The organism is Nocardia sp. NPDC058633, from assembly GCF_042717045.1.
Lineage (GTDB): Bacteria > Actinomycetota > Actinomycetes > Mycobacteriales > Mycobacteriaceae > Nocardia.
This window is the reverse complement of sequence record NZ_JBHXRA010000026.1, coordinates 17,793-34,266: the sequence shown is the minus strand read 5'-3', so window position 1 is coordinate 34,266 and position 16,474 is coordinate 17,793. Positions and strand designations below refer to the sequence as shown.

The following is a 16,474-nucleotide window of genomic DNA, read 5'->3' as shown; positions in this document are numbered from 1 at the left end:
GTCATTCCACCGTGCTCTTCGTCCGCAGCGCGCTGTACGCCGCGAACAACAGCACCGCCACGATGCCGACCACTGTCAGATGGATACCACTGACAAACGCCTGATCGGCCGACGACAGGAACTGCTCGGCCACCGCGGCGGGCAGCTCACCGGCCACCTCGACCGCGCCGCTGAGTGAACCCGACGCCGTCGCCACCGCGTCCTCCGGGAGCAGCGACAGGTCGAGGCCGCGCCGGAAGATGGCCATCACCGCGCTGCCGAGCAGCGCGACACCGAGTGCGAGACCGGTTTCGTAGGCGGTCTCCGAGATCGCCGCGGCCGCACCGGCGCGTTCCTGCGGCGCCGATCCGACGACCAGGTCGGCGGCCACCGTCATGGCCACACCCGCACCGAGGCCGATGCCGACGAAACCGATCGCGAACGCCCCGGCGCCGTTGCCGACGTCGACCGCGAGGAAAGCCGCGGTGCCGATCGCCGTGACCACCAGCGCGCCCGCCAGCACCACCGTCGCGCGCCAGAACCGCACGAGCCAGGCCGCCGCCAGCGAGCCGAGCACGCTCGCCGCGAGTCCGGGCAGCATCAGCAGACCCGCTTGCAAGGGCGTGCGGCCCAGCACCAGCTGCAGATACTGCGAGCCGAAGAACAGCACGCCTGCCAGGGCGAACACCGCGAGCAGGTTGGTGAACACCGCGACCCGGAACCTCGGCAACTCGAACAGCCGCAGGTCGAGCATCGGATCGCTCAGTCGACGCTGTCTGCGCACGAACAGCACGGCCGAGACCACACCCGCCAGACCGACCAGCAGCGGGCCCACCGCCGGACCGTGCGCGGCGGTTTCCTTCACCGCGTACACCACCGGGACCAGCGCCAGCATGGACAGCAGCGCGCTGAGTGCGTCGAAGCGGCCGGGGTTGGGGTCGCGTGATTCGGGGATGAGCAGTGGTGCCAGAGCCAGCAGCACCAGCATGACCGGCAGGTTCACCAGGAACACCGAGCCCCACCAGAAGTGCTCGAGCAGCCAGCCGCCCACCAGCGGACCGGCCGCGGCGCCACCACCGGCCATCGCACTCCACACGCCGATCGCCATGGTGCGCTGGCGCGCGTCCTGGAACATCGAGCGGATCAAGCCCAGTGTGGCGGGCATCAGCGTGGCACCGGCGACGCCCTGCAGGACGCGCGCCGCGATCAGCATCTCCGGCGAGGTCGCCCACGCGGCCAGCGCCGAGGCGATACCGAAGCCGACGGCGCCGATCAGCAGCAGCCTGCGCCTGCCGATCCGGTCGCCGAGGTTACCCATCACGACCAGCAGGCCCGCGAGCACGAACGAGTACACATCGATGATCCAGAGCAGCTGTGGCGTGCTCGGGGCGAGGTCGGCGCTGATCGCGGGCACGGCCAGATCCAGCACGGTCGCGTCCACGGCGAGCAGCAGCAGGGCGAGGGCGAGTACGCCGAGGCCTGCCCACTCACGCGGGGTGGCGCGTGGCGGGGTCAGCACAGTGGGGGTGTTCATCGGTCTCTCGACTTTCAGGTTGGTAAACCGTCCAGACGGTACAGTAACAAAGAAACCGTCCAGACGGTACAGTGATTGCCGTGAGCTCTGACACCCGCGATCGCATCCTCGACGCCCTGGAGACCGTGCTGCTCGAACGCGGCTCGGCCCAGCTGACCCTCGACAACGTCGCCGCGGCGGCGGGCGTGTCCAAAGGTGGGCTGCTCTATCACTTCAAGAGCAAGGACGCCCTGCTGGTCGGTTTGGTACACCGGCTCGGGGAGCGCGCCCGCGCCCAGCTCGACGAAGCCAGAGCGAGCGGGACGCCGATCTCCGCGTGGTATCTACAGACGCCCGACCCCACCACGCAGACCGACGCCGTCGAACTCGCCCTGTACCGCTCCCTCCTGGCGACCATGCGCACGATCGACGCCTCGACGGGCAACGAGCCCGACGAGGTGCAGCGCGCACTCGACGCGGTGATGGCGTCCTGGTCCGACGATCTCGAGACCGAGGTGAGCGACCCGGTCCGCGCCGACACCATCCGACTCGTGGGCGACGGGGTCTACCTGCGCGCTCTACTGGGCCTACCGCAGATCGAACCCGCGCGCTACCGCGCCGTCGTCGAACGACTGACCGAGCACTGAGTGGACACTTGTTCACTCAGCCTCGCTCGGGGCAACACCCCGGTGAGTGAACCGGTAATTGGTCACAAAAGTAGGTACTACCAGTTGGTATAGCCACTCGACTCGCACAGTGACCCGCGCAACTCGGTGGCCGACACCCGGTCCACCGGTTTACAGTGCAGTGGTGATCAACCGCGAGGGACCGACAGGCGCGGCAAGATCAGCGCCGTGGGGCTCCCCACTGCTCGGACCGGAAGACGAGAAATCGACGGTCCGCCGCGTTCGGGTGCAATTGCTGCTCACCGTTCCGCTGCTCATCGCCAACTTGATCGGCATCGCGATGGTCGTGGTGCTGGCGGGGTTCGTGCTCCCGGGGCCCACTGTGTTCACCCGAGAACTACTGCTGGTCAACAGCTTCTTCACGCCCCTGTGCGCGGCGCTCGCGCTGGCGGTCGGCGCCGTGTGGGGCACCGTGGCCGGAGTGCGGTCGATGCGCTGGGCCACCGACCCCGAACACGTGCCGACCCCGGCCGAACAGCAGGTCGCCGTGTCGGCACCGCGCTGGATGGTGCTGCAACAGGCCCTGCTGTGGACGTTGACATTGACGGTGCTCACCGTCGTCTACGGGGTGCTCGAACCCGCGCTGATTCCCAAGGTCGCCCTCGCGATCGGTGCCGCGGCGATCGTCGTGTGCGCCAACAGCTATCTGATCATCGAGTTCGCGCTGCGCCCGGTGACCGCGCGCGTGCTCGCCGCCGACCCCCACCGCCGGCGCGGCATCGGCGTGTTCGGTCGGACCATGCTGTCGTGGTTCGTCGGCGTCGGAGTGCCGGTGGCGCTGACGATGACGGTGGCGGTGTGGGCCCTGGCCGATCCCGCGGTGAGCAAAGCCAGGCTCGCGGTGTGCATGCTCAGTCTGGGCGGCTCGGCGCTGGTGTTCGGATTGATCCTGATGGCCCAGGTCGTCGCGGCGACGGTGGCCCCGATCAAGGGTGTGCGCCAAGCGTTGCGCCGCGTGGAGAAGGGCGACCTCGACGCCGAGATCACCCTCTACGACGGCACCGAACTGGGCGAACTGCAGAGCGGTTTCAACACGATGGTGCACGGGCTGCGCGAGCGGGCCATGATCGAGGACCTGTTCGGCAAGCACGTCGGCCACGATGTCGCGATGGCCGCGATCGCCTCGTCCCAACCGGTGCTGGGCGGCACCGAAACCGAGGCCGCCGCGCTGTTCATCGACATCATCGGCTCGACCACGATGGCCGCCACCCTGCCCGCGCCCGAGATCGTCGGCATCCTCAACCGGTTCTTCGACATCGTCGTCGACGAGGTGGAACGGCACGGTGGCCTGCTCAACAAGTTCGAGGGCGACGCGGCTCTGGCGGTGTTCGGCACCCCGGTCCCGCTGGACGACCTGGCCGGGTCGGCGTTGTCGTGTGGTCGGGCGATCCAGCGCCGATTGCGTGACGCCTCCGATCTCGACGCGGGCATCGGGGTCGCCGCGGGCCGGGTCGTCGCGGGCAATGTGGGCACGCACAATCGTTACGAGTTCACGGTGATCGGCGATGCCGTCAACGAGGCCGCGCGGCTGTGTGAGCTGTCCAAGCAGCACGATGAACGGTTGCTCACCTCGGCGATCACGCTCGACGCCGCGGCCGACTCCGAATCCGCGCACTGGATTCTCGGCGAGACGGTCACGCTGCGTGGGCGTTTGAAGCCGACGCAGGTCGCGCTGCCGAGGGTGTCGGCGCCGGCTGACGAGAGCGCGTCCGCCGGGCTGGGGTCCGCCGAGGTTCGGTAGGACACATCAGGTCTCACCGGGGACGAGGGGCGGTAGGCAGGTGGCGAGATGCCAGGGCCGCTCGACGAGGGGTGTGGGTGGGTGGCGTCGAGTCCTCCGGCGCACGTCGCATCGACCGGGCGGTTCGGGTGGGATTGACTACACTCGGGGCCGTGCGTCCCGCCGTTGACACGGTCGGCGCCGTTGGGGCGGGAGTCGATCCGGCACGGGCGCCCGCGCCGGGGTCGCCATCACCACCGACGGTGCCGATCCGCCCCTTGCGTTTCCGCGAATTGCTCGATGAGCCGTTCGCCCTGATCCAGGCCCATATTCGGACCTTCGCGATACTCGGTGGCAGTGCGCTCGTGCTCGCCGTGCTCGCGGTGCTCGGACTCACGGGGCTGGTTTCCCATCTCACCGACGGCTCCGACGTGGGCACCGCGTGGGCGGCGATCCTGGCGACCGCGGCGGCGGTGTGGTCGACGCGGCTGGTGCTGCGCGGCGCCACCGTCGCCATCGCGCTCGCCGATTTCCACGGAGCGCGCTACGGCGTGCTCGACGGCTTGCGGGCCGCGGGCCGGAGAGCGGCTCCGCTGGTGCTCGCTCAGGTCGTGTTCACGCTCACCGGTATCGGGGTGCTGCTGCTGGGCAGCATTCTGGTGATCACCTATCCGCTCGCGCTCATCTGGCTCTCGTACGTGCGGTCGCGACGGTTCCTCACCGAGCCGGTGATCATCGCAGAGCACGCGAGTTTCGGTGTGGGCGTTGCCCGTTCGAAGGAACTCGTGCACGGTGCGGTCTGGCCGACCGCGGGCCTGTGGCTCACCCAGCGGTGCATCTTCGCGGTACTCGCGGTGCCCACGTTCGGCATTCCGTTCTTCCTGTCCGACTTCTCCGGCACCCACCGCTGGGCCGTCATCACCCTGCTGGTCGGCGGCTTCTTGCTGGTGGTGACGGTGAGCGAGATCGTCGAGGCGACCAGCCGCGTCCTCTGTCACATCAGCAGGCGGTGCGTTCGAGAAGGCATGGACATCCGAATCCCCGGTGATCACCGGTGACCGACCTTCCCGACGAAGTCCCGCCGCGGCCCCGCCTCGGTGCGGCCGCCGAACACCGCGCCGCCGCCGAAAACGCCGCGAGCCGACGCGATTACGACCGGGCGCTGCGCGAACGTTTCCGCGCCGTCCTACGCGGACTCGAACAGGACGGCAGCTTGCCGGTGCGCCGATCGCGCACCGCGCAGGAAACCGCCGACGACGCGACCACCGCGCTCGCGCCGCAACATTCCACCGAACTACATCCGGCGGCCCGCAGTTTCGACGAAGTCGTCTACGGCGGGCGCGCGGCCACCGAGCACGAGTACCGCCGCCTCGAATACGCCGACCGATACTCCCAGTCCGCACCACCGCCCGTGCTCGACCCGCTCGAGATCGAGGTCGTCGAACGAGAACCGAAGCAGCGCAGGACCATTCCCCCGCTGCCCGGGATCCTGCGCAGCCCGCGGTTCTGGGCGGCGCTCGCCGCCGGACTCGCCATCGCCCTGTTGCTCTACGCCACCATGCAGTCGTGCGGCGCCCCCAACGCGCCCGACACCCCCGACCTGCCCGACCCACCGAGTCCCCCCGAGAAGCCGCGCGAGGACGACCCGTTCGAGTTCGGCGGCGGCAAGGACTCGATCTTCACTCGGCTGCCCGGCTGGCTGGCGTTCGGCGGCTTGCAGTTCCTGCTCGCCTTCGCGGCGCTGATCTGGTGGCGAGCCCGCAGGCGCGGCGCGCTGGTCGGCGAGCCGCGCCCGGTCGAGGTCGCCGCGAACGAACTGCTCGCGGGGCAAGCGGGGCTGTATCGCCGTTCCGGCGACGTGGCCCATGTGGCGCGCATCCTGCGCACCGCGACGCTGCGCCGGATCAAGCGCCGCCTGGGCGGTGAGTTCACCGACGACCAACTCGTCGCCACCGTGGCGACCCGGCTCGGCGTGCCCGCTCAGCAGGTCGGCACTGTCCTGTTCGGCGACGTACCGGACGAACAAACCCTCAATGACATTGCCGCACACCTCGAATGGATCGAGACGGAGCTCGGATGACAAACATTTCCAAGGACAGCGTTGTGCTCGACACCCCGAACGCCCAGGAGGCGGCGGCGGCACTGGCCGCGCTCCGGGCCGAGATCGGCAAAGCGGTGGTCGGCAACGACCAGGCGGTGCTGTACCTGGTGCTGGCACTGCTGTGCCGTGGCCACGTACTGCTGGAAGGTGTTCCGGGCGTGGCGAAGACGCTGCTGGTGCGCGCGCTGGCCACCTCGCTGGCGCTCGATCACGCGCGCGTGCAGTTCACCCCCGATCTGATGCCGGGTGATGTCACCGGTTCGCAGATCTACGACCCGCATTCGGCCGAGTTCACCTTCCGCAAGGGCCCGGTCTTCACCAACCTGCTGCTGGCCGACGAAATCAACCGCACCCCACCGAAAACCCAGTCCTCGCTGCTGGAATCGATGGAGGAGCGCCAGGTTTCGGTGGACGGCCAGCCGCGTGCGCTGCCCGATCCGTTCGTGGTGGTCGCCACCCAGAACCCGATCGAGCAGGAGGGCACCTATCCGCTGCCCGAGGCACAGCTGGACCGGTTCCTGTTCAAGGTCGACATCCGGCTGCCCGACCGCGACGACGAGTTCCGCATTCTGCAACGCCATGCGAGCGGTTTCGATCCGCGCGATCTGGGTGCCGCCGGACTGCGGCCGGTCGCCGGACCCGAGCACATCGCCGCCGCGCGCGCCGCGGTGGGCGAGGTGGTGGTGAGCCCGGAGGTGCTGGCCTACATCGTCGATCTGTGCCGCGCCACCCGCTCCTCCCCCGCCGTCGCCCACGGCGCGTCTACCCGTGGCGCGACCGCGTTGCTGGCCGCCGCCCGTGCCTTCGCCTGGCTCAACGGGCGCCCGTATGTGACGCCCGATGACGTGAAAACCGTGGCGACGGCGGTGCTTCGGCATCGCCTGCAGTTGCGACCGGAGGCCGAGCTCGACGGGGTGAGCGCCGAGGGCGTGCTCTCGTCGCTGCTGGTCTCGGTGCCGGTTCCGGTCTAGCGACGTGGTGGTCACAGGCCGGTTCGCGCTGCTCGCCACGGTCGCTGCGGCGGTGGTGATGTTCGTGGTGCCGACAGGGGTCGGGGTGCTCGGCACGTGCGCGTTGCTGGTAGCGCTGCTGCTGGTCGACGTCGCGCTCACCGCCAGGGCGGATTCGCTGTCGCTGACCCGCGATCCACTGACGGTGGTGCGGCTCGGGCGCGGCGCCGAGGTGGAGTTGGTGGTCACCAATACCGGCACGGCCACGGTGCGCGGCAGGCTGTGGGACGCCTGGCCCGACAGCGCACGCGCCGAATACCGCGAACAGCACCTGGATCTGGCCCCACATACCCGAATCCGGCTGCGCACCAAGCTGACTCCCACCTATCGCGGGGATCGGGTGGCGGGCCCGGTGACGGTCCGGCTGCTCGGACCGCTGGGCCTGGCCGGACGTCAGAGCCGGATCGAGGTGCCCGCCAGGGTGCGCGCGCTGCCCGCGTTTCGCAGTGAGCGACTGCTGCGTTCGAAGGTGAAGCGGCTGCATCATCTCGAGGGCCGCAATGTGGCGAATTCGCGCGGGCAGGGCACCGAGTTCGACTCGTTCCGCGAGTACGTGGCGGGCGACGACGTGCGCAGCATCGATTGGCGGGCCACCGCGCGCGCCGACGACGTATTGGTGCGGACATGGCGGCCGGAACGCAACCGGCACATGCTGATGGTCATCGAAACCGGACGAGCCAGTGCGGGGCGGGTCGGCGAGGGGACCCGGCTCGACAGTGCGATCGAAGCGGCGCTGCTGCTCGGTGGTCTGGCCGCGGCCGCAGGCGACACTGTCGACCTGGTGGCCTACGACCGGCGAGTGCGGGCGGAAGTGAGTGGTGTCGGCGGCAATCAGTTGCCCTTGAAACTTATGCACACCCTTGCCGGTGTGTCTCCACAGTTGGTGGACACCGACACCCACGGGCTGGTCCGCACCGTGATCTCGCGGGTTCGCAGGCGGGCGTTGATCGTGTGGTTCACCAGTCTCGACGGGCCGACCGTCACCGAGCACCTGTTGCCCGCGCTACCGACGCTCACACAGCGTCATCGGGTGTTGATCGTGTCCGTCACCGACCCCGACATCGCCGCGGCGGCCGGTGATCGCTCCGCGGTCTACACAGCGGCCGCCGCCGAAACAGTGCTGGCCGAACGGGCTCTCGTCCAGGAGTCACTGCGGCGGCGCGGGGTGGCCGTGGTGGCCGCGGCACCCGATCAACTGCCCGAGGCGCTGGCCGACGAATACCTCGAACTGAAGCAGTCCGGCTCGCTGTGATCTGTGGACATCGCGAATTGTGCACAACCGTGCGCACTTGTGGACAACCTGAGTTTCCACCTGCACTCACAGTTCATCCACCGATTCACCAACAGATTCATCCACAGGCTGACTTGTGCACAGGTGGGTGCGCGCACAACCTGATTCGTGCACAGGTCGATTCATCCACAGGCTGGTGATCTAGACCAGTGAAAGCTGCTGTCGCCGAGCCAGAATCGCCCCGAGCACGTGATACGGCGGGTAGCCGGCGGGCACCGGGCAGCGCAGCGCCGCACACATCGCCTCCACCAGTTGAGTTCCCAGATAGTGCTGTGTGGGCGGCGTCAGGGTCGGCAGCCTGGTCAGATACCGTCGTGCCGCACCGGCCAGTTCATCGGAGATCGCGCTCGGATCCAGTTGCGCCGACCAGCCTGCCAACCACGGCGGCGCCACGGCCAGCGACGGAGCGGGCATCGTCTGGCGGGTGTGCACAACCACCGTTCCGGCGAGCACGTCGCCCACCCGCCTGCCATCGCGCGAACACAGCGACGTGACGACTGCGACAGCGCCGAACGCGCCCAGCATCCAGAAATCCACGATCGCGCCCGTCAGGCCGCGGGTGAGCGCGTGCCGGAAGTCGATCGGCCCGGCGTCGGCGCGCACCACGCGCAATCCGAAGGCCAGCTTGCCCAGCGACCGTCCGCGCGAGACGGTCTCACTGCACACCGGGTAGCCGATGAGCACGGTCACCAGCGTGACCACCGCCGTCACCGAGAACCAGGCGGAGTCGGCGTGGGTGGCGAACAGCATGAGCATCAAGACGTACTCCAGCGTCGCGGCGAGCGCGAGCTGGAGCATCAGGTCGAGCAGAAAAGCGCCCGCACGGCTGGGGATGCGCGCGATCGGGAGTTCGAGCGCCACCGCTTCGCCGGTGGTGAATTCAGCCATGTGGCTAGCATTCCCGATATGGACACCGATGCCTACAGCTGGGCGAGACAACGGTCGTGGTATCGGCTCGATCAGCTGGTTCGCCAGCGCAAGTTGTCGGGTGCCGAGGCCGATGAGCTGGTCCGGTTGTACCGGTCCACGTCGCAGCAGTTGGCGAGATTGCAGGGCCACCATCCCGATCCGGAGCTCATCGGCCGGCTGAGTGCGCTGGTGGCGCGGGCCCGCGGGCGGGTGTTGGCGGCGCGGTCGCAGCCGTGGCGCGAAGTCGGCCGGTTCTTCACCCGGCACTTCCCCGCGGCTGTGTACAGAGCCTGGCCGTGGTGGTTGGGGACAACTGCGATCTTTCTCGCCGTCGCGGGCGTGATCGGCGTGCTCGTGGACCGTTCGGCCGGAGCCCGCGAAGCGCTGGGGATACCCGAGGGCGACCTGTCGAACATCACTGGACCTGGGGGTTCGTTCGAGTCGTACTACTCCGAGCACCCCAACGAAGCCTTCGCCGCGAAAGTGTGGACCCACAATTCGCTGGTGTCGGCCATCGCGTTGTTCACCGGTGTCCTGATCCTCCCGGCTGTGTACGCACTGTTCATGAACGCGCTGAATCTGGGGATAACCGGTGGATTGATGGCCGAGGCGGGGCGGCTGGATTCGTTCTTCGGCTTCATCCTGCCGCACGGCACACTGGAGCTCACCGCGCTGTTCGTCGCGGGCGGAGTGGGGTTGAAGCTGGGCTGGACGCTGGTCGACCCGGGACGGCGCAGCAGGGCGGCCGCGATGGCCAGGCAGGGGCGCGCGACCGCGACGGTGGCGCTCGGGTTGGTGTGCGTGCTGCTGGTGTGTGGACTGCTGGAGGGCTTCGTGACCCCGAGCCCGCTGCCCGTCCCGGTGCGGATCGCGCTCGGGTTCGCGGCCGAGGCGCTGTTCCTCTACTACGTCTTCGTGATCGGCAGGCGGGTGGCCGAGGAACAGGACGCCGTGGCGATGGCGCCGGTCACGCCGGCGGACCCGTCCGCACGATGGCTGATGGCACCCGCACAGGCGCTCGACCGGGCATGAGCTCGCATCTGTGCGTGCATCTGTGAGGCCGACAACTTCGAGCACACCGCGCACGGACAGCACCGGACAACGGGCAGCTACGGAAGGTTAAGAGACGGTGACGAACTCCCCCATTTGAGTTCCGCTGGCCGCAGCGAGTCGGGCTCGAACTGCGGCCAGCGTTACCGTCAACTGTACACAATCGTTATGCCCGCGCAACCCCCAACGCGCAGGTCCGGGGTACGAATTGCGAACCTGCAAAGGCCTGTGAACGCCCTGATTTCCACCCCCGCAGCAAACTTCTGGCGCTACCCTCGCCGAGCGCTCGGCGGCACCGAGAATTCATCCCGGGCAAACCTTCGATAACGAATCACGCATCCTCGACAGCATCGGCGCGCGAATGTCGAGCTGGGTTGCCCCCGATCACAGCGAGCCGCCCACATAGCTGTCACCTGGGGTTTCGGCAACGGAATTACGGTTGCCGACTACTTGAAACACGAAAAGAAACTTCAAGTTTGTTAACGGGGTTGCAAACTAGACGCACGCCCAGCAATCAGCGTGAATCACCGCCTTCGCGGCCTCTAACTGGTTGGACGACTGGTTGCGAACGGTCCGCCGAACGATCAGAAATCAGCAGAAGAACATCCGGAATACAAGCTTGCACGGACAGTGTGACCTTCGCCTCACCTGCGAGAATCGGGACTATTCGACGCCGGTGCGGGCAAGGGAGCGCCGCCGCGCGGGATCGGCACCCCGCACCGGCGTCCGGGCAGCGGAAACAGGACCGAGGTCGGGTTGGGCGCGCGCAGACAGGGTGCTACGACGCCGGCCCCGGAGGTGACCTCAGCCGACCCGGACGATCCCGGTGATGGTTCCCTGCCAGAGCGCGCCGCCGCGGGTGATGAGCGCGGCCATCTGTAGCGGGTCCTCGGCGACCGTCCCCGGCAGCGGGGTGGCGTTGCGCACGGCGCCGGTTTGCGGGTCGATCACGACGTAGTCGAATCCGTCGAGGGGGGTTGTCGCGTCGGGTCCGATCCGGCGCAGCGTGTGGATGCCGCCGTCGGCGAGAGACAGGCGGGGGACGGCCGCGCTGCGTACCCGGCTGTCCCACACAGGGACACATCCGTCGGCGGTGAGATCGACCCGGCTCAGGCCACCGGGAAACGGCGCGCCCGCCGGAACGGCCGGGCCCGCATCCTCGGGAACCGCGGGATACGGATAGCCATAGGTGCTCGCGACGAAGATCGACGAACCGACCGCGATCGGCGAGTTCTCGCTGCCGCCGACGGGGACCGGCACCGAGCAGACCTGTTCGCCCGAACCGGAGCGCGCCACGACCAGCCGCACCTGGCCATCGGCGTTGTCGACGATGGCCAGATATTCGTCGCCGCGCACCGGCCCGAAGTACGTCGGCGTCGAGCCGGTGCCCCAGCTGAGCTGGCCCGGTTTCCGCGCGGACCCGCGATCGTAGGCCGAACGCCAAAGAATCTCGGGCTCACCGTCGTTCGCGGTCAGCTCGTACAAGGCGTGCGTACTGGCCACGGCCACACCACCATTGGGCGCAGACGAAATACTGTTGGCCACCATCTCCCCGGACGGCAGCCCAACCGAACGCACCCGCCCATCCCCTGCGACGAACCCGACGACCCCACCTCCCGTCGCGAACCAGACGTTGCCCTGCCAATCGGGAACCAGCCCGGTCACGTTGTCGCCCTGCGGAATCGAACCGCTCAGATCCGCCTGCACGGTGGCCGCCAACCGCCACGCACCGTCGTCGCCGCGAACATGGGCAACCCGCAACAGCTGCCGCCCACCGTCGACGACCACCAGCCGATCCTCGTTGTCCAGATAGGCGTACACCCCGCCGAGCAGGCTCCCCTTCGCCAACGGCAACGCGGCGAGCGCGCCACCGACCGGTCCCGACGCACCCGAGTCGAACAGAAACACCGTCGGCGTCCGCCCCGCGATGGCGGTGCACAGCCCCACCACCAATCCGTCAGCACCTTCGAGCAGCGTCGGGCAGGCGGCCCCGAGGGGATACACCGTGACCGCGGCCCCGACGGCAGGCCCGGCCAGCGGCGTCACATCCGAGGACCCCGCGTCCCCGTGCATGGTCGCCGTCCCGAGTGGGCCGAGGAAGGGATTGGTCACGAGCGGACCGGTGACCGCCCCCTGCTCGGCCCACGCGGGACCCGACCAGGCACCCGCCGAGACGAGGGCGAGGACGGCGGCGTGGGCGAGGACACGGCGAGCGACAGACGGCACGCTGTGTATCGAACCCGAATTCCGGGTCGGGCAAAAGTATTCGGACCACCCTGCGGGACCGACGGCGGCGAGAACGCGGCCTACGATGGCGACATGACCGGGGTCAGAGATCGCCTGCTCACGACAATCGCCGGGCAGCTCGGCAATCCGCACGGCGTACTCGGCAAGGGTGTGGCGTTCGTGCTCGATCGCGGGAACAAGCGTGCCATCGCCGCAGCCGTCGACGCGGCGTCGCCGCCGGCCGGCGCGACCGTCGCCGATATCGGTTTCGGCGGCGGGGTGGGACTGGGGTTGTTGCTGGCTCGCGTCGGCGCCGAAGGTGTGGTGCACGGCATCGAGCCGTCCCCCGACATGCTCGCGCGCGCCCGTGGCCGCTACGCCGACGAGCTCGCGCACGACCGCCTCGTCCTCGCCGACGGCACCCTCACCGCGCTCGGGCTGCCCGACGCGAGCCTGCACGCGGCGATCACCGTCAATACCGTCTATTTCCTCGACGACCTCGGGGCCGCCTGTGTCGAACTCGCCCGGGTGTTGCGCTCGGGCGGCATCGCGGTGATCGGCATCGGCGATCCGGAAGCCATGGCCGCGATGCCGTTCACCCGCTATGGATTCATTTTGCGCCCGGTGGCCGAGGTGGTGGCGGCGCTGAGCTCCGCGGGGCTGATCGTGGAGCAACGCACCCTGCCCAATACGCCTGTTCCGCACCACCTGTTGATCGCCCGTAAGGACTGATCGACTCTTGACCGACCGGTCGGTCATGGCTACCGTCGGTGCATGAGCACAACGATCACCGTCCCCACCCGGTACGGCGAGGTCGCTGTGCACCTGAGCGGACGCGCGCCCGAAGACGCGCCGGGACTGCTTCTGCTGCATGCGAATCCGGGCGACCATCGCGACTTCGATCAGATCGTCCCCACGCTCGGGCGGACGTGGGCCGTCGCCGCGGTCGATTGGCCGGGCTACGGCACGTCCACGGCCTCCGACCCGAACGCGATCACCGTCGACGCGCTCGGTGATGTCGCCGTGCAGGTGTCGAAGGCGTTGGCGGAGCGCGGTTTCGGCTCGCTCACAGTGATCGGCAACAGTGTCGGCGGATACGCGGCGGTGCGGTTGGCCGAACGCGCACCGGATCGGGTGCGCGGGCTGGTGCTGGTGCAGTCGGCGGGGTTCGCACCGCTGAATCTGTTGACCAGAGCCATGTTTCGCTTGGTCTCGCGCGCAGCGGTGGCCCGACGATTCGTCGTTCGGCACGCACGGCTGTATTTGGGCTCGGCGCGCAACGAGGGTGTTCGACCCCTGTTCGCGCGGGCTCGCGAGATACCCGGCGACCCGGTTCGGCTCGCGGTGTATCGCAGCCTCTGGCGGAGCTTGGACGACCCACGCGTCGATCTGCCCGCCGCGCCCCCGCCGCTTGCCGATATTCGGGTTCAGGTGGTCTGGGGCCGCAACGACCCGACCAACCCCTGGCTGGTGAACCGGCGCGGTATCGCCCGCGCCCTGCCCGAGGCGCGAGTCGTACTACTGCCCACCCGGCACGAACCGTTCGCCGAGGCCCCCGAGTTGTTCCTCGACGCCGTGCGCGAGTTCCTCACCGACCGTGCTGGAATGCGGCCATGAGATCCGCCGAACCCGGACGCCGGGCCCTGTTGAACGCGGGCAGGCAGCTACTGGCCACCGAGAACCTGAGCAAGCTCTCGGTCAACGCGATCGCGGCCGAGGCCAAGATGGCCAAGGGCAGCTTCTATCAGCACTGGCCCAGCCGAGAGTCCTACATACTCGCCCTCCACCGCACCTTTCACGACGAACTCGACGACCAGGTCAGCAAGGCGACCGCCGACCTATCCCCGGGCGAGGAACGCCTCACGGCCGGAATCGCGGCTTACCTCGACGGCTGCCTGGCCGCTCCCGCGACGAAGGGCCTGTTGGTCCAGGCGAGAACCGACGCGGGCCTGGCCACCGAAGTGCGCGCCCGCAATACCGCCGCCGCTGCCCTCGTCGCCGGAAATCTCGCGGAGATGGGCTGGTCCGACGCGGAACCCGTCGCCGTCCTGTTGGTGGCGGCGATCGCCGAAACCGCTCTCCTCGAGCTGGACGCGCAGTCGGCCCGACCGGATCTGCGCGCAGCCCTGCTTCGCCTCGCGCGCCCCTGAGCCCTCGAACGGCCCTCGAACGGCCCTGAAAACGACTGAAGGCCCGATCCAGAAGGATCGAGCCTTTAGTCTTTGTGGGCGAAGGGGGACTTGAACCCCCACGTCCTTACGGACACTGGCACCTGAAGCCAGCGCGTCTGCCATTCCGCCACTCGCCCGAGCGACTGGAAAAATCTAACATGCTCCGCGCGCGAAAATAAAATCGATTCCCTGACCTGCGGTGATGCTGCGTAAACCGGCGCGGGAACCGGGGGGCCGCGCCGGGAGTTACCCAGGTAGAGGATCGTGGATATCATGCAAGGAACGTGGTCGGGTCCGGACACGCCGTAACCAGCGTGTCGAGGAGGGCGGACACGCGCACCGAAGGGAGGGCTGTGATGGGCATCGTGTCGAGATTCGAACGTCGCTTGCAGGGCGCTGTCGGTGACGTGTTCGCGAGGGTGTTCGGCGGCAGCGTGGTTCCCCAGGAGGTGGAGGCCGCGCTGCAGCAGGAAGCCGCAGATCAGATCCAGGATCTGGAGGGCGGACATCGTCTCGCGCCGAACAGTTACGTGATCACGATCAACGAAACCGATCACGGCAAACTCGACGCCGATCACGACCTGACGACCAAAGCGTTCGCCAAACATCTGCAGGATTACATCCGCGAGCAGGGCTGGCAGACCTACGGCGAAGTACACGTGGCCTTCGAGGCATCACCTACGCTGCACACCGGAATGTTCAGAGCGAGCGGCCGCGTCGACCCCGACGCCGGTCGCGGGACGGCCCCACCTCGCCCCGGACCGCCACAACGACCCGCACACCCGCAACCAGGAGCTGGCCCCATGACGCATAACTCAGGCTACGAGCCAAGCCGAGAGCCCGCGGAGTCCGATCCACGCAACCGCGGGTACGCACCGCCGCCCGCCGGCGCGCCAGGGGCTTCCTACCCGGCCGACGATTACGGCCGCGGTGGCGGCTACGGCGCGCCCGAGGCGCAACCCGGATACGGCGGCGATGCCTACGGCCAGCAGGGTGGCGAATACCAGAACGGCTACGACCCCGCCGCGCCCGCGCAGCAGGGCTACGGCCAGCAGGGTGGCTACGGCGCCCCGCCCGCCTACGGCGAGCCCGGCTACGACCAGCAGGGCGGCTACGGCCAGCAGGCCTACAGCCAGGGCGGCTACGGCCAGCAGGGCGCCCAGCCCGGTTACGCCGAGCCCGGCTACGACCAGCAGGGCGGCTACGGCCAGCAGGCCTACGCCGAACCGCAACAGGGCTACGGCCAGCAGGGGTACGGCCAGCAGGGCTACGCCGAACCGGGCTACGACCAGCAGGGCGGCTACGGCCAGCAGGCCTACGCCGAACCGCAGCAGGGCTACGGCCAGCAGGGTTACGGCGCGCAGCCCGGTTACGCCGAGCCCGCCTACGGCCAGGAGGAGCAGGGCGGTTACGCCCAGCCCGCCGCCGGTTACGCCCAGCCGGGCTACGGCCAGCAGCAGGGCGCGGGCTACGGCGCCGCCCAATCGAGCTACTCGGCCACCCTCCAGCTCGACGACGGCAGCGGCCGCACCTACGCGCTGCGCGAGGGTTCCAACATCATCGGCCGGGGCCAGGACGCCCACTTCCGGCTACCCGACACAGGTGTGTCGCGTCGCCATATCGAGGTCCGCTGGGACGGCCAGACGGCCATGCTCTCGGACCTGGGTTCCACCAACGGAACCCTCGTCAACGGCTCCCCCGTGCAGGATTGGCAGCTCGCCGACGGCGACGTCATCCGGGCCGGACATTCCGAGATCCTGATCCGGATCGTCTGATCCCGTAAGCTGCGCGGTGCACGTCACGAGTCGACGCTGTCGG

The 16,474-nt window shown here is 68.8% G+C and carries 14 protein-coding genes and 1 tRNA gene; 11 read left to right on the top strand and 4 right to left on the bottom strand.

Annotated features, from left to right (window positions below):
- Window position 1: 1 nt before the first annotated feature.
- The gene (locus ACFWUR_RS27520) at window positions 2-1,513 is read right to left on the bottom strand and encodes an MFS transporter (RefSeq protein ID WP_378910665.1); all 1,512 of its coding nucleotides are present in this window, start codon (window positions 1,511-1,513) and stop codon (window positions 2-4) included.
- 80 nt (window positions 1,514-1,593) lie between these two features.
- Here ACFWUR_RS27520 and ACFWUR_RS27515 point away from each other — a divergent pair, with 80 nt between their 5' ends.
- The 6 genes from ACFWUR_RS27515 to ACFWUR_RS27490 all read left to right on the top strand — a co-directional run bounded on the left by ACFWUR_RS27515 (window position 1,594) and on the right by ACFWUR_RS27490 (window position 8,261).
- Window positions 1,594-2,139, top strand: a complete 546-nt coding sequence (locus tag ACFWUR_RS27515; RefSeq protein ID WP_378910663.1) for a TetR/AcrR family transcriptional regulator — start codon at window positions 1,594-1,596, stop codon at window positions 2,137-2,139.
- A gap of 163 nt (window positions 2,140-2,302) precedes the next feature.
- Complete coding sequence (locus ACFWUR_RS27510) at window positions 2,303-3,919, top strand: adenylate/guanylate cyclase domain-containing protein (protein WP_378910661.1); 1,617 nt, start codon at window positions 2,303-2,305, stop codon at window positions 3,917-3,919.
- 152 nt (window positions 3,920-4,071) lie between these two features.
- The gene (locus tag ACFWUR_RS27505) at window positions 4,072-4,956 is read left to right on the top strand and encodes a hypothetical protein (RefSeq protein WP_378910660.1); all 885 of its coding nucleotides are present in this window, start codon (window positions 4,072-4,074) and stop codon (window positions 4,954-4,956) included.
- A complete protein-coding gene (locus tag ACFWUR_RS27500) occupies window positions 4,953-5,978 on the top strand; it encodes a DUF4129 domain-containing protein (protein ID WP_378910658.1) in 1,026 nt (341 codons plus the stop codon). Before ACFWUR_RS27505 ends, ACFWUR_RS27500 begins: the two co-directional genes overlap by 4 nt.
- Window positions 5,975-6,970 (top strand): AAA family ATPase, encoded by a 996-nt coding sequence (locus ACFWUR_RS27495; RefSeq protein WP_378910657.1) that lies wholly within the window; start codon window positions 5,975-5,977, stop codon window positions 6,968-6,970. The genes ACFWUR_RS27500 and ACFWUR_RS27495 overlap by 4 nt, the downstream gene beginning before the upstream one ends.
- A gap of 4 nt (window positions 6,971-6,974) precedes the next feature.
- A complete protein-coding gene (locus tag ACFWUR_RS27490) occupies window positions 6,975-8,261 on the top strand; it encodes a DUF58 domain-containing protein (protein WP_378910656.1) in 1,287 nt (428 codons plus the stop codon).
- Between the two features lie 180 nt (window positions 8,262-8,441).
- Here the strand turns inward: ACFWUR_RS27490 and ACFWUR_RS27485 are convergent, their stop codons facing one another.
- Window positions 8,442-9,188, bottom strand: a complete 747-nt coding sequence (locus tag ACFWUR_RS27485) for an RDD family protein (RefSeq protein WP_378910654.1) — start codon at window positions 9,186-9,188, stop codon at window positions 8,442-8,444.
- Window positions 9,189-9,206: 18 nt separating this feature from the next.
- On the opposite strand from ACFWUR_RS27485, the gene ACFWUR_RS27480 reads away from it, so the two are divergent.
- Window positions 9,207-10,241 carry a stage II sporulation protein M gene (locus ACFWUR_RS27480; protein WP_378910652.1) on the top strand — a complete coding sequence of 345 codons (1,035 nt, stop codon included), beginning with the start codon at window positions 9,207-9,209 and terminating at the stop codon, window positions 10,239-10,241.
- An 822-nt stretch (window positions 10,242-11,063) separates the two neighbouring features.
- On the opposite strand, the gene ACFWUR_RS27475 is transcribed toward ACFWUR_RS27480, so the two are convergent.
- Window positions 11,064-12,485, bottom strand: a complete 1,422-nt coding sequence (locus tag ACFWUR_RS27475) for a hypothetical protein (protein WP_378910650.1) — start codon at window positions 12,483-12,485, stop codon at window positions 11,064-11,066.
- Between the two features lie 93 nt (window positions 12,486-12,578).
- Here ACFWUR_RS27475 and ACFWUR_RS27470 point away from each other — a divergent pair, with 93 nt between their 5' ends.
- The 3 genes from ACFWUR_RS27470 to ACFWUR_RS27460 are packed head-to-tail and all read left to right on the top strand — an operon-like array spanning window position 12,579 to window position 14,635.
- Window positions 12,579-13,217 carry a methyltransferase domain-containing protein gene (locus ACFWUR_RS27470; RefSeq protein WP_378910649.1) on the top strand — a complete coding sequence of 213 codons (639 nt, stop codon included), beginning with the start codon at window positions 12,579-12,581 and terminating at the stop codon, window positions 13,215-13,217.
- 42 nt (window positions 13,218-13,259) lie between these two features.
- Complete coding sequence (locus tag ACFWUR_RS27465; protein WP_378910647.1) at window positions 13,260-14,102, top strand: alpha/beta fold hydrolase; 843 nt, start codon at window positions 13,260-13,262, stop codon at window positions 14,100-14,102.
- Window positions 14,099-14,635: a TetR/AcrR family transcriptional regulator gene (locus tag ACFWUR_RS27460; RefSeq protein WP_378910645.1), complete on the top strand. Its 537-nt coding sequence runs from the start codon at window positions 14,099-14,101 to the stop codon at window positions 14,633-14,635. Before ACFWUR_RS27465 ends, ACFWUR_RS27460 begins: the two co-directional genes overlap by 4 nt.
- Window positions 14,636-14,710: 75 nt before the next feature.
- Here ACFWUR_RS27460 and ACFWUR_RS27455 read toward each other — a convergent pair.
- Window positions 14,711-14,793: transfer RNA gene (locus ACFWUR_RS27455), tRNA-Leu, on the bottom strand.
- Window positions 14,794-15,012: 219 nt separating this feature from the next.
- On the opposite strand from ACFWUR_RS27455, the gene ACFWUR_RS27450 reads away from it, so the two are divergent.
- Window positions 15,013-16,431 (top strand): FhaA domain-containing protein, encoded by a 1,419-nt coding sequence (locus ACFWUR_RS27450; protein WP_378910643.1) that lies wholly within the window; start codon window positions 15,013-15,015, stop codon window positions 16,429-16,431.
- The last annotated feature ends 43 nt before the right edge of the window (window positions 16,432-16,474 follow it).

What these genes read in the sequence shown, in the direction of transcription:
- ACFWUR_RS27465 (WP_378910647.1), top strand. Translation starts at nt 13,260, where the DNA reads ATGAGCACAACGATCACCGTCCCCACCCGGTACGGCGAGGTCGCTGTG.
- ACFWUR_RS27520 (WP_378910665.1), bottom strand. Translation starts at nt 1,513, where the DNA reads ATGAACACCCCCACTGTGCTGACCCCGCCACGCGCCACCCCGCGTGAG.
- ACFWUR_RS27485 (WP_378910654.1), bottom strand. Translation starts at nt 9,188, where the DNA reads ATGGCTGAATTCACCACCGGCGAAGCGGTGGCGCTCGAACTCCCGATC.
- ACFWUR_RS27495 (WP_378910657.1), top strand. Translation starts at nt 5,975, where the DNA reads ATGACAAACATTTCCAAGGACAGCGTTGTGCTCGACACCCCGAACGCC.
- ACFWUR_RS27460 (WP_378910645.1), top strand. Translation starts at nt 14,099, where the DNA reads ATGAGATCCGCCGAACCCGGACGCCGGGCCCTGTTGAACGCGGGCAGG.
- ACFWUR_RS27480 (WP_378910652.1), top strand. Translation starts at nt 9,207, where the DNA reads ATGGACACCGATGCCTACAGCTGGGCGAGACAACGGTCGTGGTATCGG.
- ACFWUR_RS27450 (WP_378910643.1), top strand. Translation starts at nt 15,013, where the DNA reads ATGGGCATCGTGTCGAGATTCGAACGTCGCTTGCAGGGCGCTGTCGGT.
- ACFWUR_RS27470 (WP_378910649.1), top strand. Translation starts at nt 12,579, where the DNA reads ATGACCGGGGTCAGAGATCGCCTGCTCACGACAATCGCCGGGCAGCTC.